The sequence below is a fragment of the Devosia sp. P1_H9 genome (assembly GCF_056405135.1).
Map to the genome: position 1 here is coordinate 425,580 of NZ_JBFUCQ010000002.1, position 19,939 is coordinate 445,518.

General features: G+C 65.8%; 15 protein-coding genes. 10 read left to right on the forward strand and 5 right to left on the reverse strand.

The genetic code is table 11. The features are described 5' to 3' along the window. Window positions 1–11: 11 nt before the first annotated feature. Window positions 12–3,335 carry a glycosyltransferase family 9 protein gene (locus AC1DYL_RS05330; protein ID WP_477172317.1) on the reverse strand — a complete coding sequence of 1,108 codons (3,324 nt, stop codon included), beginning with the start codon at window positions 3,333–3,335 and terminating at the stop codon, window positions 12–14. A gap of 21 nt (window positions 3,336–3,356) precedes the next feature. Continuing rightward, the gene (locus AC1DYL_RS05335; protein WP_477172318.1) at window positions 3,357–3,785 is read right to left on the reverse strand and encodes a hypothetical protein; all 429 of its coding nucleotides are present in this window, start codon (window positions 3,783–3,785) and stop codon (window positions 3,357–3,359) included. Window positions 3,786–4,001: 216 nt separating this feature from the next. Between AC1DYL_RS05335 and AC1DYL_RS05340 the strand changes: the two genes are divergently transcribed. Beyond that, entirely contained in the window at window positions 4,002–4,406 is a 405-nt protein-coding gene (locus tag AC1DYL_RS05340; protein WP_477157559.1) for a DUF6165 family protein, read from the forward strand. A gap of 21 nt (window positions 4,407–4,427) precedes the next feature. On the opposite strand, the gene AC1DYL_RS05345 is transcribed toward AC1DYL_RS05340, so the two are convergent. The 3 genes from AC1DYL_RS05345 to AC1DYL_RS05355 form a co-directional block, all read right to left on the reverse strand. Further along, window positions 4,428–6,074 (reverse strand): L,D-transpeptidase family protein, encoded by a 1,647-nt coding sequence (locus AC1DYL_RS05345; protein WP_477172319.1) that lies wholly within the window; start codon window positions 6,072–6,074, stop codon window positions 4,428–4,430. Continuing rightward, window positions 6,055–7,050, reverse strand: a complete 996-nt coding sequence (locus AC1DYL_RS05350) for an amino acid ABC transporter substrate-binding protein (RefSeq protein ID WP_477172320.1) — start codon at window positions 7,048–7,050, stop codon at window positions 6,055–6,057. Before AC1DYL_RS05350 ends, AC1DYL_RS05345 begins: the two co-directional genes overlap by 20 nt. 98 nt (window positions 7,051–7,148) lie before the next feature. Continuing rightward, entirely contained in the window at window positions 7,149–7,568 is a 420-nt protein-coding gene (locus AC1DYL_RS05355; protein WP_477151070.1) for a response regulator, read from the reverse strand. Between the two features lie 801 nt (window positions 7,569–8,369). Between AC1DYL_RS05355 and AC1DYL_RS05360 the strand changes: the two genes are divergently transcribed. From AC1DYL_RS05360 to AC1DYL_RS05400, 9 genes are all read left to right on the forward strand, one after another. Then, complete coding sequence (locus AC1DYL_RS05360; RefSeq protein ID WP_477172321.1) at window positions 8,370–9,689, forward strand: nucleotide sugar dehydrogenase; 1,320 nt, start codon at window positions 8,370–8,372, stop codon at window positions 9,687–9,689. Between the two features lie 3 nt (window positions 9,690–9,692). Further along, complete coding sequence (locus AC1DYL_RS05365; protein ID WP_477172322.1) at window positions 9,693–11,180, forward strand: glycosyltransferase; 1,488 nt, start codon at window positions 9,693–9,695, stop codon at window positions 11,178–11,180. 114 nt (window positions 11,181–11,294) lie between these two features. Further along, window positions 11,295–12,311: a hypothetical protein gene (locus AC1DYL_RS05370; RefSeq protein WP_477151073.1), complete on the forward strand. Its 1,017-nt coding sequence runs from the start codon at window positions 11,295–11,297 to the stop codon at window positions 12,309–12,311. Between the two features lie 2 nt (window positions 12,312–12,313). Next, complete coding sequence (locus AC1DYL_RS05375) at window positions 12,314–13,750, forward strand: mannose-1-phosphate guanylyltransferase/mannose-6-phosphate isomerase (protein WP_477151074.1); 1,437 nt, start codon at window positions 12,314–12,316, stop codon at window positions 13,748–13,750. Next, entirely contained in the window at window positions 13,743–15,263 is a 1,521-nt protein-coding gene (locus tag AC1DYL_RS05380) for a right-handed parallel beta-helix repeat-containing protein (protein WP_477172323.1), read from the forward strand. The genes AC1DYL_RS05375 and AC1DYL_RS05380 overlap by 8 nt, the downstream gene beginning before the upstream one ends. Further along, window positions 15,263–16,693, forward strand: coding sequence for an MBOAT family O-acyltransferase (locus tag AC1DYL_RS05385; RefSeq protein WP_477172324.1), 1,431 nt, complete (start codon window positions 15,263–15,265; stop codon window positions 16,691–16,693). The genes AC1DYL_RS05380 and AC1DYL_RS05385 overlap by 1 nt, the downstream gene beginning before the upstream one ends. A 10-nt stretch (window positions 16,694–16,703) precedes the next feature. Next, entirely contained in the window at window positions 16,704–17,807 is a 1,104-nt protein-coding gene (locus tag AC1DYL_RS05390; RefSeq protein ID WP_477172325.1) for an alginate O-acetyltransferase AlgX-related protein, read from the forward strand. Continuing rightward, a complete protein-coding gene (locus tag AC1DYL_RS05395; RefSeq protein WP_477172326.1) occupies window positions 17,804–18,607 on the forward strand; it encodes an SEL1-like repeat protein in 804 nt (267 codons plus the stop codon). The genes AC1DYL_RS05390 and AC1DYL_RS05395 overlap by 4 nt, the downstream gene beginning before the upstream one ends. After that, entirely contained in the window at window positions 18,604–19,926 is a 1,323-nt protein-coding gene (locus AC1DYL_RS05400; protein ID WP_477172327.1) for an alginate O-acetyltransferase AlgX-related protein, read from the forward strand. Before AC1DYL_RS05395 ends, AC1DYL_RS05400 begins: the two co-directional genes overlap by 4 nt. Window positions 19,927–19,939 lie beyond the last annotated feature (13 nt).

Here is a 19,939-nt window from a genome sequence, read left to right on the forward strand (position 1 = left end):
CGCGCGCTCCGTCAGGCCGCTCGGCGGGTGCTGTGCCGGCGGGTTCGGCGCAACACGTTGAGTTCGCGCAGGGCCGAGATGACCTGGGGCGTGCCAATGAGCGAGATGCAGCGGCAGGCGCCTTCGTCGAAGCGGGACTTGTAGCGCGGATCGGCTTCGCAGGGAGCGCACTCGGTCGGTGGCGCGAGGATGCGGACCGCCGATTTCAGCGGTCCGCGCGTTACCGGGTTGGTGGGGCCGAAGATCGCGACGATGGGCAGGCCAAGGGCATTGGCGACGTTCATGACGCCGCTGTCATTGGTGACGAGCGCGTCGCAGGCGCTGAGTTCCTCGGCCATGCGGGCGATGCTGAGGTCAGTCTTGTCGAGGGTGCCCTCGACATACTCGCTGGCGACACCGACGCTGATGACATCGGCGCCGGCGCGCGTGAGCTCACCAGCCAACTGGGCGAAGCCGGGCCAGCGCTTGGCGGCCCAGATGCCGCCTTTCGAGCCGGCATGCAGCGCGATGCGCGGCTTGCGGCGGGTGGCCGCTCGGACGACGACGTCATCGAGCCCGCCGAAGAAGTAGTTCAGCCGATCCTCGGGGGCGTAGCCGAGGCCGATTGCCGCCTCGAGGAAGGCGAGATTGAACTCGGCCTCGTGCAATGAGCCGGCCGGGTCGAACTGCATGAAATCGCGGCTCGACAGCACGCGCGGCGCGTTGAAGGCGGGGATCAGTGTGCCGAAACAGTGGGTAACGAGGACGACGTCGTAGGGGCGCTGCTCGACATGGGCGAAGCGTTCGAACACCTGCCCGACGTAGCGTGATCCGGCCATCGCCGCGGCGCTGCCTGGAAAATCGCCGGCTACCAGCACATCGACCGGCGCACCGAGATAGCCCGAGAGGTGGCGGATCATCGGGCTGGTGTGGCAGATGTTGCCGATGCCGGAGCCGACGCAGACGAGCGCCCGTGGGCGGTCGGCGCGGAGCGGCATGGTGCGGAGCTTGTCGATGAGGGCATCGGCGGAGTGCCGCTCGGCGATGCCGACGACTTCGGCGACCGCCTGATCGTAAGCCGCGGCGTCGGAGGCGAGTTGCGCGATGCGTGCTGCCCAGACCTTAGGATCGTTGGGTAGCACCAGGCTGGTGCCCGCGCCGAGATAGGCGAGGTTGCCGCTATCGGCCATCAGCACCGGGCGCGCGAGCCGGCCCGCCTCGATAACAACGCGGGAGAAGGTCTCGACGAAGGTGAAGCTGGGGACGGCGACGACGCGGGCGGCGCGATAGAATTCGTCCATGCGGTCGGTGCGATCGATGACGCGCACATTGTGCAGGCCGCGGCGCTGCACCTCGGCGAGGGCCGCCTGGCGGTCGGACTGGCTGGCGATGGCGACGAAGCCCTGCTCCGGCAGGCGTTCGGCGATATCGAGGAAGAGATGCCAGCCCTTGTCTGCGCGAGCGTTCACCAGCAGCACGAAGTCGCGCGGCCAAACGGCCGGCTGCGAGAGGTCGGACAGCTCGGCGCCGGTTTCGTCGACGGGAACTGAGTAGATCACCGGCGGCGACCAGGCGTAGGCCTTGCGGGCGATATCGGCGCAGAAGTCGGAATTGACGTAGAGATAATCGCCGCGGGCCAGCAGATCCTCCATCGCTGGCAAGGGCTTGGCGTCATCGAGGCTGACATTGGGATAATACGGGCGACTGAGAACCCGGGCGGGGATGAACTCGCGCCAGAAATGGACACCATAGATCAGGCGGATATCGAGCCCGGCGGTGGCGTCGAGCACGAACTCACCGAGGCCCGAGATGACGTGGACCGCGGTGACGCCGTTGGCGAGGCAGAAGGCACGGAAGGCGTCGGCGTCGTCATAGACGAAGCCTTCGGTGAAGCCGGTTCCGGCGCCCGGCCACTGCGTGACGGCTTCGCTCCAATCGGTCGTCAGGCCGGCGAAGAACACGTCGGCGCCCTGCTCGGCGGCGTATGTCAGGCCGGCGATGCGGAGGAACTGCTCGCCTCCACCAACGAGGCGCGGCCCGTGGCGCGACAGCACGACGACGCGCGGCGCGGCAGCAGAAGCCGCAGCCTGGGGCCAGTCGAGGGCGGCAATGCTCGTCGTACTGGGCACCGCGTAGAGCCGCAGGCGTTGGAGGGCGGCGGCCACCAGCGCCTGCCGGTCGGCATGCGGGTGCAGCGTCACCAACTCATCCCAGGCCGCCTTGCGGAGAAGGATGCTCGACACCGCCTGCGGATCGCGATTGCCGGGGATCGCAGATGCCGCGAAGACAACGAGGCCGGCAAAGTGCGAGGGCAGCCGATGGAGGCGCATGGCCAAGCCAGCCAGTTCACCGCGGCTTTGGTAATGGACTGGGACAGCCAGATCGCAATCGATGGAGATCGTCTCGGCCGCCCGGCCGACTGTATGGCGGGCGCGGGGCCAGGGCAGTTTCGGGGCGCCAAGGGCTTCGAGGGTCCAGCGATCGGCCCTGGGGTCGTGGACGACGGCGCGGAGGGATGCAGGGGACGGATGTGGTTGGCTCGCCGCGTGCAATCCGCGCGCCCGCCCGAGCAGGCGACGGCCGGCGGGATAGGTCTTGAGGTACGGAAGCTCTTCGAGCCGGGCGAGATCGCCGCCGCGCGTGAGGGCGAGGGCCAGACTGGTGGTGGCGGCCCCTACCCGCTCGGCGCCATGCTTGCTCTCGTTCTCGACGATGCTGCGGGCTGTCGCGAGCGCCTTGTCGATGTCGCCGGTATCGAGCGACAGCAGCATCGATGTCGTCTGCGTCTCGAGATGGTTCGGGTCCTTGGCGAGAGCGGCGTCGAGGGCCGCGTGTGCCACTGCGAGATAGGTGGCCGGCATGGTGTCGGACGCGTAGCCGAAGCCCTGGAAGGCGAGGCTGTGCGCCGCCTGCGCAACCGCGGCCAGGTATTTGGGCTTGCCGGCGCCGACCAGCGCGGCGGCGTTGAAGGACGCCAGCGCCTCGAAATCGCGATGCGCACCCTGATAGGCTTTGCCCAGATAGAACAACGCCTCGGGATCGGTGGGGAAGCGGTCCACGTAGTCGGAGAGCAGCACTTGCGCGGTGTTGTAGTCGCCGAGGTAGAGGGCGCAGCGGCCGCCGAACAGCAGGCAGTGGGCGATGTCGACCACCGCCTCGCCAGACTGCAGCGCGGAGAAGAAGTATCCCCACGCCTGCTGCCACTGGCCCTGAGCGAAAGCCGCGTCAGCCAGCTGCTGCGATATGCCCGCCGGCAGGTCCGCCGACAGGGGAGGTGTGGGCGCCGGCGCCTTGGGCGACGCCAGCGTCTGGGTCGTAAAACTGGCGACCAGCGCCTGAAGTCTGCGTGAACTCATCGTCGTGGTCGCCAGTGCTGATCAGTAGACGGAAGCGACGGTAGAGACACCCGGCCCCTGTAGGATCGGTGGTGCTGGCGTGACCATCGCGACCAGGAGCAGCTGAGCCATGTTGCCGTTGACAGTGATGCCCAGTTCTTCCAGCACGGCTGCGACGTTCTGGGCGACGGCGGCGAGCTGTTCCGGGCTGCAGCCGGCAGCGTTCGCCCCGATCTGAGAGCCGATAGCCGCAACGATATCGGCGTCTGACGTGCCGGGCGGCATGCCCTGCACCGCCTCAGTCACTACCGCCGCCAGTTGATCGTGCGACATGGCGGCAAAGTCGACACCGACAAAGCAGCTCGCTTCCTGGGCGACCGTCGCGGGACTGACGATCGGCGCCGGCAGAACCACCGAGGCGGTCGAGGTTATCAATATGGAGAGCAGTCGGGCCAAGCGAGTGGCAAACATCTTGGGCTCCTATGGTCTAGCTACAGACACGCCCTTGAACGTGGGGGCACCACTATCTGTTCCACGTAAATTGGGGTTATTTCGTGTAACCATTCCAACATTTCGACGTTAGTTGCCAAATGATGGCTATCGTTGCTTCCTATCTAGTCGGCTTTTTACGCAACTATAGCTCCATTTGCTACGCTACATGTGCGCTTTCGTACAGGAGACTTTTGAATGTTGAATGGACAGCAGGTTCGACACGCGATCCTCGCGCCGGTATCGATGGGTGAATTGCTCGACAAGATCTCGATCCTCAAGATCAAGACCGAGCGGATCAGCAATCCGGACAAGCGTGCCCTGGCCGCGCACGAGCTGGCTTTGCTGAGCGCCTTGCTCGCTAATCAGGGGGTGGACACGCCGGCGCTCGCAAACCTCTGCGATGAGTTGCGACAGGTGAACGAGGCGCTGTGGGACATCGAGGATGCCATCCGCATCAAGGAGCAGCACGCTGCGTTCGACGAGGAGTTCATCGCGCTGGCCCGCTCGGTCTACCGGACCAACGATCGCCGCGCGGCGATCAAGCGGCAGCTGAACGAGGCGCTGGGATCCGAGATCGTGGAAGTGAAGGACTACGCTTGAGGGACCCCGCCCGAGCGTGCCTCACCAGGCCAGCGACTTGCCGTCCAGCGCCGCCAGCAGCTTTTCGTCGTGGCCGTAGATGTCGGAGCTGAAGTGGACGCCGTCGGCCTCGACCCAGGCAGTGAGGTAGGTGATGTGGACCGGGAGCGGCGTCTTCAGGTTCACCACGGTATTCTTCAGCGAGGCGACGACCGAGTCGATCCGGTCGTTGGACCAGCCGTCGACACCACCAGCGGCGAGGACCTGATCGGCCAATTCCAGCGGACGGGACAGGCGGATGCAGCCGTGGCTGAAGGCGCGCTCGGCGCGGCCGAAGAGGCTGCGTGACGGCGTGTCGTGCAGGTAGACATCGTGGGCGTTGGGGAACATGAACTTGACGCGGCCCAGCGCATTGTTGGTGCCCGGCTTCTGGCGCAGCTGGAACGGGAAGCGGCTGGGTGTGACCTGGGCCCAATCGACCTGGCGGACATCGTAGACATCCTTGCCGCGCACCGCCTCAAAGCCGGCAGCGGCAACGGCGGCGGGGTTGCTCTGCAACTTGGGCAGCTCTTCCTTGGCAGCGAGCCCGGCCGGAACGTTCCAGTACGGGTTGAACTCCAGGTAGCGGATGGCGTCACTGAACACGGGGGTGCGGCTGTAGGGCTTGCCGACCACCACGGCCATCTTCTCCTTGATCTCGCCGTCGCGGATGCGGCGGAGTTCGAAGCCGGCGATGTTGACGATGATGTACTGGCTGCCGAGATCGTCCGGCATCCAGCGCCAGCGCTCCATGGCGAAATCGATCGACTCGATGCGGTCCTCGATCGGCACGTTCATGGCGACGAGGGAGGCAGGGCCGACGACGCCATCGACATCGAGGCCGTGGCGCGCCTGGAAATGCTTCACCGCCTCGACCAGCGTGTCGTCGTAGAACTCCGGCTCGCCGGGCGCCGTCACGCCGGCGCCGTCGGTGACGGCGAGGCGGGCGCGGAGCGCCGGGATGCGCGGATCGGTCATCCCCGGCTTCAACGTGTCGCCGAGCGGCACGGTGCCCCAGCCGCCGAGCACGGCGAGCGCGTGGTAGTCATCGAGTGCCTTGCGGAGCGCCTGATACTCGGCGTTCTGCGGCTCCCAGGCGTGGAGCACGGTCTCGACGTCGGCGACCTTGGCGACGCCGGCGAGCGCCGCGGCTTCGTCGATGGTGCGCGGGGTGAGGAAGAAGTTGGGGTCGATCTTGTTGGGGAGGAACCGGCCGACCTTCAGGTCGGAGGCATACTCGAGGAAGGCGGCGGAAAAGTAGAGCTCGATGATGGCGAGGCTGCGCTTGTCGGTCTCGCCTGCGGCGGTCATCAGGCTGGCGAGTTGCTGGCCGGGATAGTCGTCGGGGTTGAGGCCGTCGTCGGTGGCGTTGACGAGGCGCGAGACCATTGCGCCGGCGCGCGCGCTGTTGAGCCACAGCAGATCGCCGCTCTGCTCTTCATAGTAGGTGCGGAGCACATCGCGGCGCTGCTTGATGGGGAGCGGCAGGCGCGGCTCATTGGCGAGCAGGTCGATGATGTTGATGCGGACCACCGCGAGGTCGCGGGGCGAGAGGTCGACGCGATCCTGCGCGATGGCCGGGGCGGCGAAGAACAGCGCCAGAAGCGCAACAAGCAAGTTGCGGAACAGGTCACGGCATGGGCGGTGCATAGAGGATCCCGCCTTGGGTCCAGAGGGCGTTGACGCCGCGGCTCAGTTGCATGGGCGTGTCTTCGCCGAGGTTGCGATCGAATATCTCGGCGTAGTTGCCAACGCCGGCCAGCACCCTGACCAGCCAGTCGTCGGAGAGGCCGAGTGCCTTCACCGCCGGGGCACCCATCAGTTTGGCCTCGTCCGCGCCGGCGGCGGCCATTGCAGCAGCGCCAAGGCCCTGCTCCTCAGCGTCGATCAGCGCGAACAGGGTCCAGCGGATCAGGCTGGTCCATTGCGGATCACTGTCGCGGACGACAGGGCCGAGCGGCTCCTTGGAAATGACGTCCTTGAGGATGACGTGGTCCTCGGGCACCGGCAGCTCGGCGCGCTCGGCTGCGAGGGCGGAGCGGTCGGCGGTGTAGGCGTCGCACTTGGCGGTGGCGTAGGCGGCGCGGGCTTGGGGGCGTTCAGCAAAGCTCAGGAAGGAGACGGTGAGGCCGGCCTTCTCGAAATAGGCGGCGGCGTTGGCCTCGGTGGTGGTGCCGCTGACGACACAGATGGTCGCGCCGTCGAGTTCGAGCGGGCTGATGGCGCCGAAGAGAGCGGGGATCAGGAAGCCCTGGCCGTCGAAATAGCTGGTGCCGGGGAAATCGAGGCCGAGATCGAGGTCGCGCGACATGGTCCAGGTGCTGTTGCGTGACAGCAGGTCGATCTTGCCGTCGGTGAGAGCGGCAAAACGCGCTTCTGCCGAGAGCGGCACGTAGTCGACCTTCTCGGTATCTCCCAGCACCGCAGCGGCGACGGCGCGGCAGAAGTCGACGTCAAAACCCTGCCAGACCCCTGCCCCATCCTGTTCGGAGAACCCGCCAAGGCCTTCGCTGACGCCGCAGACCAGCTTGTCGCGGGCGCGGACGTCGTCGAGCGTGCCGGCGTGGCCGACCGAGGTTGAAGCGAGAAGAGCGAGCGTCGCTGCCGCTAGATGCGCTCGGTGCATTAGCCACCCCTCATGGCGAGATGCTGGTTGGCAAGTGTTGTCCGTAACGGCGGCGCGGCACAAGTCCTGTGCGGGATGCCGCCGTTACGGGATCGTTGTCAGCCGCGCGGCGGCAGATTGGTCCTCGCCCGGGGTACAGTGCCGGTGAGGCCCAACTGATCGAGCGCGCGTTCTATCTCGGCGTGCGTGTAAGGCTTTTCGAAGTAGCGCGCGCCGAGGGGCAGATCAGGGGTCTCGCCGGGCCGCGGCCGCGACACGACGATGATCTCCAGCGTCGGCCAGCGGTTGCGAATGGTCTCGGCGAGCCCTGCCCCGTCGAGCGTCCCCGGCACGTCATACTCTATGAATGCCACGACGATCCCCGAGCGCCCCTCGAGGTGCGCTACTGCTTCGTCGGAGCTGAAGGCGACGAGGGCTTCGAACCCCGCCGCCTCGAACAATTGCACTGCCCCCAGCATGATCATGGGTTCGTCCTCGACGACGAGGACCAGTGGCCGGCTGCTTCCGGTTGATGTCAATTATTACGACCCGCATTTAACACCCTATCGCACGGCGTTCTCACGGCCGTGCATTCGAGGCGAAGAGTTGGCACCTTCGACTCGGCCCATGCGAATCCTTTCGCTCAACGACGGCAAAAGCGCGGCCAGTGGCGCGGCTCCCGTACAGGGGTGCGAGGTGCGCACAAACACCTAACGAATCCTCGCGGAAATCAGACGACGATTAGATAAAGCCTCGAACAAATTCGCTACGACCCTTGTTTTGCTTGGGTTTCGGCGGGCTGCAGCGACAAGGTCGTTCGGTTCCGAGGGCGATTTGGCAGCGTTGTCACCTGGTCGTCATCCGCCGCCGCGTGGGCAAAAACTGCCCAAAAAAGCATCACGCGACCGTGAGCCCGAGAGGGAGGCACGGTTTTGCCGTAATCCGAACATGCTTCGGGCACGGATCGGATCGGCAGCCATAAGGCGGGATGCCGCAGGCTGCGTACGGTTTTGCGCAGTCCTAGGCCAAAAGTTGCAATCCCATGACGACCGTACGTCATGCGCCAATCGCATGGCTCGTATGAGTCCCCATTGCTTCTCAGATTCCGGACCAGCGAACAGGCTTTCACACATCGGATGGCGAACAACGGCCAACCACCGGCAAGAATGCCAATACTAAGCGTCAGAAGCGATCACTCCAGCGGTGGAGAGTACGTGTGATGTCACTTAGCGTAACGGGGCCAACGAGCACATAGCTCGGCGTTCTGTACTCGGTAGCTACACAACAACTCGCCCGTTGGGCGAGAACAATATTGCTCACACTTCTGAAAGAGGACTGTCGTGGCCAGAATTAGCGTCTTTGGAATCGGATATGTTGGAGTCGTTTCCGCAGCGTGCCTCGCGGACGATGGTCATGAGGTCATCGCGGTCGACCTCGACCCAGCAAAGGTAAGCGCCGTTAACTCGGGGCTGTCGCCGATCGTCGAGAACGGGCTCGATGAAATCATCGCCCGCGCTGTTGCCTCGGGGCGGCTGCGCGCCACCACCGACGGCCAGCAGGCGGTGCTCGATACCGATGCGAGCTTCGTCTGCGTCGGCACGCCGAGCGACGACACCGGTGCTGTCGGGCTCAAATACGTGAAGGGCGTCTGCGCCGACATCGGCCAGGCGATCAAGCACAAGCAGAGCTTCCACTCGGTGATCATCCGCTCGACGATCGTGCCGGGCACGATGGACGAGACCTGCATCCCGGTGCTCGAAGAAGCCTCCAACATGATCGCCGGCCAGGATTTCGGCGTCGGCTACTACCCGGAATTCCTACGCGAGAGCACTGCGATCGCCGACTACTACGATCCGGGTCTGATCGTGTTCGGCGCGCTTGAGCCGCGCACCGAGGCGATCCTCAAGGACATCAACGCCCAGATGCCGGTGCCGTCGCACGTGGTGACGCTGAAGACGGCCGAAGCGGTGAAGTACGCTTCGAACTCCTGGCGCGCCGTGAAGGTGACCTTCGCCAACGAGATCGGCAACATCGCCAAGGCCTCGGGTGTCGACGGCCAGCAGGTGATGAAGCTCATCTGTGCCGACACCAAGGTGAACATCTCGCCCTACTTCATGAAGCCGGGCTTCGCCTTCGGCGGCTCGTGCCTGCCCAAGGACGTGCGCGCCCTGCAGCATCTCGCGGCCAAGAAGGGCGTCCCCTCCCCGCTCCTCGACTCGGTGCTGCTGGCCAATGCCGCACAGATCGATCGGGCGGAGAAGATGGTCCACAATTCCGGCGCCAAGTCGGTCGGGCTGGTCGGTATCGCGTTCAAGCCGGGCACTGACGACCTGCGTGAGAGCCCGCTGGCGGAGCTCGCGAGCCGGCTGATCTCGAAGGGCATGGAGCTCAAGGTCTACGACCCGTACGTGTCGCAAGCGGTTGCCGGCGGCGTCAGCGCCATGGGCCGCGGCAACGATGTGGTGCCGGACCTGCCGTCCCGCCTCGTCGGCAAGATCGAAGACCTGATCGCCGGCGCCGACGTGATCCTCGTGGGCAATCGCTACGAGGAGGCGATCGCGCCGCTCAACGCCGTCTCCGAGTATCGCTCGCTGGTGGACCTGACGCGCATCAACGCCTCGCTCCGCTCCAACGGCACGTACGAAGGCATCTGCTGGTAAGCCATGAACTTCATCGCGCACGGTCTCTACATTCTCTTGGCTGCGGCAATCGCCAGCACCGTACCGGCGTCCGCCTTTTCGGGCGGCGCCGGGGTGTTCCTCACCCTCGGGGTGATCGGGCTCTGGCGTTACAGCTGGGCGTTCGTGAACTTCGCCCGCGCGCATCTCTATATCCGCATCTTCTATCCTCGGCGGCGCGCCGCCGCCGAGGCCCTCTATGCCACCAAGCGCCCCGCACACGCGTTCTTCCTCGCCACCAGCTACAAGATCGACTCCGCGATCACCGCGCGGGTCTATCGATCGATCTTCCAGGCGGCTCGCCGCTCGCCGGGCGGCTCGACAGTGGTGGCCTCGGTGGTGGACGTGGCCGATGAGCGGCTGATCCGGGCCGTCGCAGCACAGGTGCTGCAAGGCATCGACACCGTCGAAGTGGTGATCGATCGCATCGATGGCACCGGCAAACGCGACGCGCTCGCCACCTCGCTCCGCTCCATCGCCCGCCGTTACCCCAGCGCCGACGACGTCGTGCTGCTGATCGACGGCGACACGCAAATTCCGTCCGACATCGTTGAACGCTCGGCGCCGTTTTTCGCCAACGGCAAGGTCGGCGCGCTGACCACACATGAACGCGCCGAGATCGACGACGCTCCCCTCTTCCGCGACTGGTTCAAGCTGCGCTTCACCCAGCGCCAGATGATGATGTCGGCAGTGGCCCTGGGCGGCCGCGTCCTCACCCTCACCGGCCGCATGTCGGTGTTCCGCGCCGACCTCGCGACCAACCCTGAATTCATCGCCTCGGTCGAGCAGGACTATATCGACCACTGGCGCCTGGGCCGGGTGAAGTTCCTTACCGGGGACGACAAGTCGACCTGGTTCTGGCTACTGAAGAGCGGCTACGAGATGGCCTATCTGCCGGACGTCTCCTGCGTCTCGATGGAGACCCAGCCCAAGCCCGGCTTCGTCGAGAGCGCCGTCACCCTGATGCGCCGCTGGTTCGGCAACATGCTGCGCACCAACGGCCGCGCCCTGGCGCTGTCGCCCGCCAAGATTGGGCCGTTCGCCTGGTGGTCGATCCTCGACCAGCGCGTCTCGATGTGGACGACGCTGACGGCACCGGTCGGCATCATCCTGTTCTCGATCTTCGTCGATCCGCTGATCGCGGTGGCCTACATCGCCTGGGTGATGGCGACCCGCTACGCCTACTGCTGGCTGCTTGCCAGCTTCGGCGGGCCGTTCCCGATCACCTACCCGTTCCTGCTCTACTTCGGCCAGCTGTTCGGCGCGGCGATCAAGACCTCGGTCATGTTCCGCCTCGATCGCCAGCGCTGGACCCGCCAGTCGGCCACGGGCACCGGCGGGCTTGGCGGCGGCGCCGGCCGGGTTCGCTCCATTACCTCCAGCTACATGCACGTGCTCGCCCTGGGCCTGCTCGTGGCCGGGGTGATCTTCGTCACGGGGCTCCTCAGCCCCTTCCCTATCCATGCCAACTGAGGGCTCAAACCAATGACCGAAGCGCATGCAGAAATCGACAAACCAACAGTCGCGGCAAGCAGAAGCGCGCCCTCACCGGATTTCGCCGGCCATAGCGAACACCCGGTTATCCGGATGCCATTCAACGTGGTCATCAATGGTCGCTCGTTCGCAGGCCAGGGCCTGTCGATCGTCGGGGCGGAAGCCACCGGGTTGATCGACCCGCAGCTCCACGGCCGCGTGCAGCTGGTGACGCTGGTCTTCAACTTCCCCGGCTACGCGATCAGCCTGCCGGTCGACGCCGCCATCGGCGCCGGTTCTCCGGAGGCTGGCACGGTGACGCTGCGGTTCCTCGAGCCGACTGGCCCGCATCTGCCGCAGCTCCGCTACATCCTCAACTCGTTCGTCGGCGGAGATCTGGTCGGCGTCGACGGGATGATCCGGACCGGCGAAAAGGTCGAGACCATTCGCACCGAGGCGCCAAGGCTCAAGCCATCGGCGGCCCAGGGCGTGATGACCGGGCTGCGCTGGGGCGCCTTCGTCGGCCTCGGCCTGCTGCTGGTCGGGTTCGTCGGCGTGAAGCTCTACGAGCGGCTGTTCGTGCTGCCGGTGACCGGGCTTTCGACCATCACGCTCGATGGCATGGACCTCCGCGCCATCAGCCCGGGCCAGCTCGATTTCGTCAATCCGGCGGCGGTGAAGGGCGATATCGCTTTCGCCATCCGCACCACGTCGGGTGAAGTGCTCGCGGTGTCGATGCCGTGCGACTGCGTGGTCGCGCCGGGCTCGGCCCAGGGCGGCGCCACGGTGCTGGCTGGCGACACGGTGATGACCGTCGCTCCCAAGGACGCGCCGGTGGTGATCTCGTCGAAGGTCGACGGCAACGGCCTCAGGGCCCTCGCCTCCGGCGCGCATGCCGAAGTGCACATGCCGAACGGTGTCGTCACCACCGCGACGCTCGACGCCAAGGAACTGCCGGGACTGCTGAGGAGTGCCACTGACGGCACGGCCATCCCGGTCACGCTCGTGCCGGCCACTGCGCTCGACCAGAGCACCGTGGGGTCGCCGGTCGACGTGCTGATCAAATCCGACCCGCTGGCGGCGGTGGGGCGGTTCTTCTCCTTCAACGGACCGGCGAACGAGGGCCACTAAAAATGAACGCCATCCATCCAGTCATTCTTTGCGGGGGCGTGGGCACGCGGCTTTGGCCGTTGTCCCGCAGCCAGCAGCCGAAGCAGTTCCAGCCGATCGACCATGAGGGCTCGATCACCTTCTTCCAGACCACCGTGCAGCGGCACCGGGGCGAACTGTTCCACGATCCCGTGGTGTCGGTCGCCGTCGGGCACCTGGGCACTGTCCGTCGCCAGCTTCGCGATGTGCAGCGCAATGCGCGGATCATCGCCGAGCCGGTGGCGCGCAATACCGGGCCGGCAGTGCTCTCAGCGGCGCTGCTGATCGCCCGCACCGATCCCGACGCGGTGATGCTGATCTGCCCGTCGGACCACGTGATCGACGGCGACCTCAACTCCCGCATCCGGGAGTCGCATAAGGCCGCCTCGGACGGACTGATCGTCACCTTCGGCATCAAGCCGCGCTACAACGAAACAGGCTACGGCTACATCATCGATGGCGGCGAGTTCTCCAACTACCGCGGCGTGCATCGGGCCGAGAAGTTTATCGAGAAGCCGAATGCGCAGACGGCGCAGTCGCTGATCGAGACCGGGCTCGCCTACTGGGCCTCGGGCATCTCGCTGATGCGGGCCGACACGGTGATCGAAGAGTATCGCCGGTTCGATCCGGTGACCTTCGGTGCGGTCAGCGCTTCGCTCGCCAATGCGGTGAACGAAGACGGCGCCCTGGTGCTCGAGGAAGCGAGCTTCGGCTCGGCCGAGAGCCTTCCCACCGAACGCGCGGTATTCGAGAAATCGAAGACCGTGGCCTTGGCTCCGGCCGATGTCGAATGGGACGACGTGGGCGCCTGGGCTGCGTTCCACACCATCGGCAAGAAGTCGGACGACAACAATGTCGTCAGCGGCGACGTGATGATGGTCAACTCCCGCGACAGCTATGTGCGTGGGTCGGATCGCCTGGTCGCGGTGGTCGGCGTCGACAATCTCGTCGTCGTCGATACGCACGATGCGCTGCTGGTGACGACCCGCGATCAGTCGCAGGACGTCAAGAAGATCGTCGAGCAGCTCAAGGCGCAGAACCGCCGCGAAGCCGAGGATCACTCATTCGGCGCCACCGACTGGGGCAAGCAGGGCAAGCTCGCTTCCGGTGCCGGCTACATGCTCCGGCACCTCACCGTGAACCCCGGCTCGACGCTACCGGTGGAGAGCGGCTCGGAGTTCCGGCGGCTGATGGTCGTCGCCTCGGGTGGCGGGATGCTGCACATGGGCAGCCGCCGCCGCGAGATCCGCGCTGGCGCGACCTTCGAGATCGGCCCTGAGCAGACCGCCGAAGTGATCAATGACGGCACAGGCCCGATGCAGGTCATCGAGGTCGCCTGCCATGTGGACGGTCCCCTGACGCACCTTACCCCGCTGCTCGAACTTGCAGCGGTGGCCGATGGGAGCCGCGAACATGCGTAAGGCGTGGGTCTGCGCAGGTCTTGCCGCCGCGGCATGCTCGCTCCCTTGGGCCGCCTCGGGGGCTGACTACGCGCGGACCCTCGCCTATGAAAAGACCGTCGCCGCACTTGCGGCGATGGTCGAGGCCGGCCGTCCGGCCTCCGACCTCCAGTCGGCGGCCGCGCCTCTCGGTTTCAGCTACACGGCTGCCGAGACGAAGCCGGCCGAGGAGCTGGCGCTCGGCGGGGTGAAGGTCAGCGTCGTATCGATCGACCTGGTGCTGAGCCAGCTGGCCCTGCAGGCCGGTGCCAACTACCACGTGGCGCTGCGCCAGGCGCAGGCGAAGCCTGAAGTGCTGCTGGTCGAGGCTGGCGTCACCAGCCTTGCACAGCTCTATGAGGCGGTTACCGCGGCCAAGCTCACTGGGCTCATCGACAAGACCGATGCCGGTTATGTCGCGCATCTGCCGATCGCGGTGTGGAACGGCGCAACGCTGTCGCTGCAGCCAGGCGAGACGCTGCTGCTCGACCGCTCCACCGGCGCTTTCCTCCTTGCCTCAGGCAACTTGATCGGTGATGCCGCGGGGATCGCCAGCACTGGCGAGCCCAACCCGCGCCTCAAGGATTTCAACCCGTTCGTCGTGGTTGCCCTCTCGGGCAGCGCACGGCTGGAGCGGATGACGTTTGCCGATCTCGGCTACGGGCTGTTCCCACCGCTGACCGGGGTGACCATTCTCGAGGGTGGGTTCTACGCCAAGCCGTCGCCGTCCATCGTACGCGACAGCCGGTTCGACGGTGTCGGCTCGCTGGCGCTGGTCGATGCGGACGAAGCGATCGTCGACGGCAACGTCTTCGGCGCTTCGAGCGGCCCGGCGCTGCTGCTGAGCGGCGGCAAGGATATCGCGGCGCGCGGCAACGTGGTGCTCGCCGGATCGGCAGCGCACGGGATCAAGGTCACCGGCGGGGCGAACACGGTTGAGCTCTCGGGCAACATCGTCATCGACGCAGGGCTCAACGGCATCTTTGCCGATGCGGGCGCCGCCAACCTCACGATCGAGGGCAACCTGATCGCCGGCAGCAAGCGCTCCGGTGTCTCCGTGGCCTCGGCCGACTGCATCGATGTTGCCGGCAACCTGTTGCTGCAGAACGCTCAATCGGGCCTCGCGGTGCGCGACAGCGCCGGTCTCAAGGTCAGCGCCAACCGGCTGATCGACAACGGCAATGCCGGGATCAGCGTGACGCATCAGCCCGACTACGGGGTGATCGAGATCGCCTCGAACCAGCTCGACGGCAACCGCGTCGGCATCAAGGGCTCGACCACGGCGCGGCTGGCCTTCGCGATGAACGATTTCACCGGACAGGCCCCGCGCCTGCTCGATGGCGAGCTGGTGCAGTTCACCGACCGCTTCTTCAACCTCAGCGCGACCGACAGCACGCCGACGATCATCGACGGCCTGCAGCTCAAGGCCGGCGCCAAGCTTACCCCAACCGGCGCCCTGCGCCCCACCAGCTGTACCTTCGAGGGAGATGCCTGATGGTCTTCTCGTCAGAGACGTTCCTGTTCCTGTTCCTGCCGATCTTCCTCGCGGCGTATTACCTGACGCCGGTCAAGTACCGGAACATCACGCTGCTGATCGAATCCTACCTGTTCTATGGCTGGTGGCGCTTCGACTTCCTGGTGCTGCTGTGCGCCAACACGCTGTGGGCTTATGTGTTCTCATTGCTGGTGGAGAAGTACCAGGGCACGCCGCGCGCCAAGCTGTTCGTTGCCGTCGGGGTCACCGGGCACCTGCTGGTGCTCGGGGTGTTCAAGTACCTGAACTTCTTCGTCGACAGCTTTGCCGAGCTGTGGGGCACCACCCCGGACGCGCTCGGGATCCACTGGCAGTTGCTGCTGCCGATCGGCATCTCGTTCTACGTCTTCCACTCGATCAGCTACCTGGTCGACGTCTATCGGGGCGACGCCAAGGTCTCGCGCAACATCATCGATTTCGCGGCGTTCCTCGCGCTGTTCCCGCAGCTCGTGGCCGGTCCGATCCTGCGCTACAAGGATCTCGCGCCGCAGTTCGAGCACCGTGAGCACAGCTGGGAACTGTTCAACGCCGGCTGGCAGCGGTTCCTGATCGGACTTTCGATGAAGGTGCTGATCGCCGATCCGGTGGCGCCGCTGGCCGACGCCATGTTCTCGGCCCCGAACCCCACGATGGCCGAGTCCTGGCTGGGCGCTCTCGCCTATTCTATGCAGCTTTATTTCGACTTTGCCGGCTACTCGGCGATGGCGATCGGGCTGGCGTTGATGATCGGCTTCCGCTTCGCCGAGAACTTCAACATGCCTTACATCAGCCGCTCGATCACCGAGTTCTGGCGGCGCTGGCATATCTCGCTCAGCACGTGGCTGCGCACCTACCTCTACATCTCGCTGGGCGGCAATCGTAAGGGCACCGTTCGTACCTATGTGAACCTGTTCCTGGTGATGCTGCTGGGCGGGTTGTGGCACGGCGCTGCCTTCACCTTCATCCTGTGGGGCGTCTGGCACGGCGGCATCCTCGTGATCGAGCGTCTCACCGGCTACGACAAGACCGCACAGAATTACTGGTGGAGCCTGCCGCTCTGCTTCGTTGCCGTGGTGCTCGGCTGGGTGATGTTCCGCGCTCCCGATGTCGGCCAGGCCTTCCAGATGTATGCCGGCATGTTCGGCTTCAACGGTATCGGCATCCGGCCGGAAGTGGCCTGGATGGTCAGCCGCGAGGCGATGACCATGCTCGCCATTGCAATCGCCATCACCATTGCCGAGCCGCGGATGCGGCACCTGTGGGAGCCGCAGATCACCGTCAACGCCGACGGCACGGCAACGGCGGCGGCCACCAGCCTCGTGAAGGCCGGAGCCCTCAGCGCGCTGGCGATCTTCTGCCTGATGCGCCTCGCAGAGCAGACCTACTCCCCGTTCCTCTACTTCCAGTTCTGAGGAGGCATCGATGCCCGCTATCACTCTGAGCGCCAAGAGCCTCGCGTCCGCCGCCCCCGCCTTCGCCCTGCCGGTGCTGTTCCTCGGCTATGCGGTGGTCGCCAACTACGAGTTCGTCACCGGGCTCGGTCGCGACATCGCCGAGATGCCGAAGTCGGCGGCCGAGTATCTGAACGGCGAAGCCGCCATCCAGATCGACACCTACTACAAGAAGATCATGCCGCACCGGCTACCCTCGATCGATGCGATGGGGGCTGCGCGCTACCTGGCGTTCCGCGAGGGGCGTCCGGGCGTGGTGGTCGGCGACGATGGCTGGTTGTTCTCGAAGGAAGAGTTCGAGGCGACGCTGAAGCGGACGCCGAACCTGGCTGAAGCCGCGGCCGGCGTCGTGGCGGTGCGCGATCAGTTGGCGGCAAAGGGTATCGAGCTGGTGGTGGTGCCCCTGCCCGCCAAGGCCGACATTTACCGCGAGCACGTGAGCTACGCGGCGATCCCGGGTGATCTCGAGCGGCTGTACGAGGACTTCCGCACCGTGCTCGACAAAGCGGGGATCAAGAACATCGAGACGCGCGCGCCGCTGCTCGAAGCGAAGGCCAAGGGCCAGTTGTTCCTCACCACCGACACGCACTGGACGCCGCTTGGCGCCGAGGTGGTGGCGGACGCGGTGGGCACGGCGCTGGGCAAGCGCGACACCGATTACACCATCGCCGACGCAGCGCCAGTGCCGCGCGAAGGCGACCTCTCGAAATTCATCGTTACCGGCGGGTTGGCACCTCTCGTCGGTCTGGGTCCGGAGACTGTCGTGCCCCGCGAGGCCACTGCGCCCCCTGCAGCCTCGTCAACCGACATCTTCGGACCCTCCTCCATTCCGTTCGTCCTGACCGGCACCAGCTACAGCGCCAATCCGCAGTGGAGCTTCGGCGAGAGCCTGAAGGTCTCGCTCGGCTCGGACGTGCTGAACCTCGCCGAAGAGGGCAAGGGTCCGGTGGCGCCCATGCGGGAGTTCCTCAAGAGCGAAACGCTGCGCGATGCGCCGCCCGAAGTGGTGATCTGGGAGTTCCCGGTGCGATACCTCGGCCAGACCAAGCTCTGGAACGAGGAGGCGGAGAAATGACCCGACACCTCGTTTCAACATTGGCACTTGGCGCCCTGATACTCGCCGGCACTGTCGGCCCCTCGGCGGCGTTCCAGCGGGTGATGCCGTCGCTCGCCAGCGACTCCGAGCACAACGGCCCCGTGATGCTGGACTTCAAGGCGTCGATCTTCGGTGGTCCGATCAAGCAGAAGAACGCCAAGACGCCGAAGGCCGTTGATCCGCTGAAGCTCATCCGTAACCGGATGATTGCCGGCAAGGAGGTCAGCTTCAAGGAACTGCAGCAACTGGCGGATTCCGGTGACGACCTGGCGCAGATGAACCTGGCCAAGCGCATCGAGGCCGACAACGACCCGGCGACGCTCGACGCGGCAGCTCGGTACTACCGGCGTGCGGCTGAGAGTGGGCGCACGTCCGCGGTGCGGCCGCTGATCCGGTTGCTCAATGCCGGCGTTCTCAACGACCAGCCGAAGAACCTCGCCGAGTCACAGGAGTTGCTCGAGAAGCTGACCGCCAAAGGTGATCCGGTGGCCCGCGACGGGCTGATCGCGATGTACCGCGCCGGCAAGCCGTTCGGGCCGAACGCCGCGCGGGCCGACGAATTGCTGGTTGCCTCCGCCGAGGGCGGCGACAGCAAGGCGGCGCTCGATCTCGCCTTCGCGCTGCTCGCGGGCGTCCCGGAGCCGGCCGAGATCGAACAGGCCAAGGGCTACCTGAAGATCGCCGCCGCGTCGGACACCCTCAACATCCGGACCATGGCGGAGAACCTGCTCCGCACTCTCGAACCTCAGCTCACCGCCTCGACGGAGACAGTACAATGAACAAGACCCTGCTCGTGGGCGCGGCACTCGCCGCGACGCTGTCGGCTAGCCCGGCGCTCGCGACTTCGGCCTATGGCTGCAAGCATCTCGAAGACAATCCGACCCTGGCGGCGGTGGAAGGCAAGGACGGGTTCTTCTTCCGCATCTTCGCCGACCTGCGCATGCAGCACCCGTTCACCGAGGATACGACGACGCAGATGGGCAAGCTCGCCGAGGCGCTGAAGGCGCACGGGACGACTATGCTCTACGTCCCGATCCCCACCAAGAGCGTGACGCTGCCGACTTTCCTCCCCGCGGAGGCCGACCTATTCGGCTTCAACCTCGACGTCGCGACGGCGGTCTACGAGGACCAGGTCAAGCGGCTCAACGACAAGGGCGTGATCGCCGTCGACCTGCTGTCGGCACTGCGCACCACCGACGGGACAAACCCGCCCTTCTTCCGGTCGGACTTCCACTGGACGTCGAAGGGCGCCGAGACGGCGGCGCAGACGATCGGCGGGCTGATCAAGCAGCTGCCGGCCTACGCCGATGTGACGCCGGTGACCTACGAGACCAAGGCGACCGGTGCCGAACTCGCCGTCTCGGGCATGCGCCGCGAACTGCAGGCCTATTGCGTGTTGAGCCTGCCTCCGGTGATCAGCACCGCCTACGAGACGGTTGAAGTCGCCAGTGCGGACGCCAGCGTGGATATCTTCGGCGATAGCGGTGGCACCGAGGAAGGCGCGACCAATGACGAGATCGCGCTGGTCGGCACCAGCTTCTCGGACGCCCTGGTGCCTAACTTCTCGGGCTTCCTCGCGCAGTACTCGAGCCTGCCGGTCGCCAACATGGCGATCACCGGCGGCAACCAGTTCGGCGCCGTCACCTCGTACCTCACCTCGCGCGAGTTCCAGGCCAAGCGGCCGAAGTTCCTCGTGTGGGAAAACCCGATCTACAACAACCTCGCCCAGTTCGGCACCGGCTCGATCACCGAGCTGATCGCGGCAGCGCGCAACGACTGCAAGCCGGTCGGCAACGCTCCCGTGATCGATGGCAGCAAGGGCCTCTACGAGGCCGACCTGACTGGCACGCCGATCGCGCCGAACCAGGTGCTGCTGGCCGATGCCGGCGACAATGGCAGCCGCGACGTGGTGCTGAACTTCGAGAGCACCGACGGCCGCACGTTCACCCGCGAGGTCCACCGCGGCGACCGGTTCCGGGCCACCGGCCGGTTCTTTATCCCGCTCGAATCCCTCGACAGCCTCGAGCTCTCGAAGGTCTCGATCCAGTTCGATCGCCTCTCGGAGAAGACGGCGGCGATATCCCTCTGCAACACCTAGGAAGGAGAGCCAA

What these genes read in the sequence shown, in the direction of transcription:
- AC1DYL_RS05330 (WP_477172317.1), bottom strand. Translation starts at nt 3,335, where the DNA reads ATGAGTTCACGCAGACTTCAGGCGCTGGTCGCCAGTTTTACGACCCAG.
- AC1DYL_RS05335 (WP_477172318.1), bottom strand. Translation starts at nt 3,785, where the DNA reads ATGTTTGCCACTCGCTTGGCCCGACTGCTCTCCATATTGATAACCTCG.
- AC1DYL_RS05340 (WP_477157559.1), top strand. Translation starts at nt 4,002, where the DNA reads ATGTTGAATGGACAGCAGGTTCGACACGCGATCCTCGCGCCGGTATCG.
- AC1DYL_RS05345 (WP_477172319.1), bottom strand. Translation starts at nt 6,074, where the DNA reads ATGCACCGCCCATGCCGTGACCTGTTCCGCAACTTGCTTGTTGCGCTT.
- AC1DYL_RS05350 (WP_477172320.1), bottom strand. Translation starts at nt 7,050, where the DNA reads ATGCACCGAGCGCATCTAGCGGCAGCGACGCTCGCTCTTCTCGCTTCA.
- AC1DYL_RS05365 (WP_477172322.1), top strand. Translation starts at nt 9,693, where the DNA reads ATGAACTTCATCGCGCACGGTCTCTACATTCTCTTGGCTGCGGCAATC.
- AC1DYL_RS05370 (WP_477151073.1), top strand. Translation starts at nt 11,295, where the DNA reads ATGCCATTCAACGTGGTCATCAATGGTCGCTCGTTCGCAGGCCAGGGC.
- AC1DYL_RS05375 (WP_477151074.1), top strand. Translation starts at nt 12,314, where the DNA reads ATGAACGCCATCCATCCAGTCATTCTTTGCGGGGGCGTGGGCACGCGG.
- AC1DYL_RS05380 (WP_477172323.1), top strand. Translation starts at nt 13,743, where the DNA reads ATGCGTAAGGCGTGGGTCTGCGCAGGTCTTGCCGCCGCGGCATGCTCG.
- AC1DYL_RS05385 (WP_477172324.1), top strand. Translation starts at nt 15,263, where the DNA reads ATGGTCTTCTCGTCAGAGACGTTCCTGTTCCTGTTCCTGCCGATCTTC.
- AC1DYL_RS05390 (WP_477172325.1), top strand. Translation starts at nt 16,704, where the DNA reads ATGCCCGCTATCACTCTGAGCGCCAAGAGCCTCGCGTCCGCCGCCCCC.
- AC1DYL_RS05395 (WP_477172326.1), top strand. Translation starts at nt 17,804, where the DNA reads ATGACCCGACACCTCGTTTCAACATTGGCACTTGGCGCCCTGATACTC.
- AC1DYL_RS05400 (WP_477172327.1), top strand. Translation starts at nt 18,604, where the DNA reads ATGAACAAGACCCTGCTCGTGGGCGCGGCACTCGCCGCGACGCTGTCG.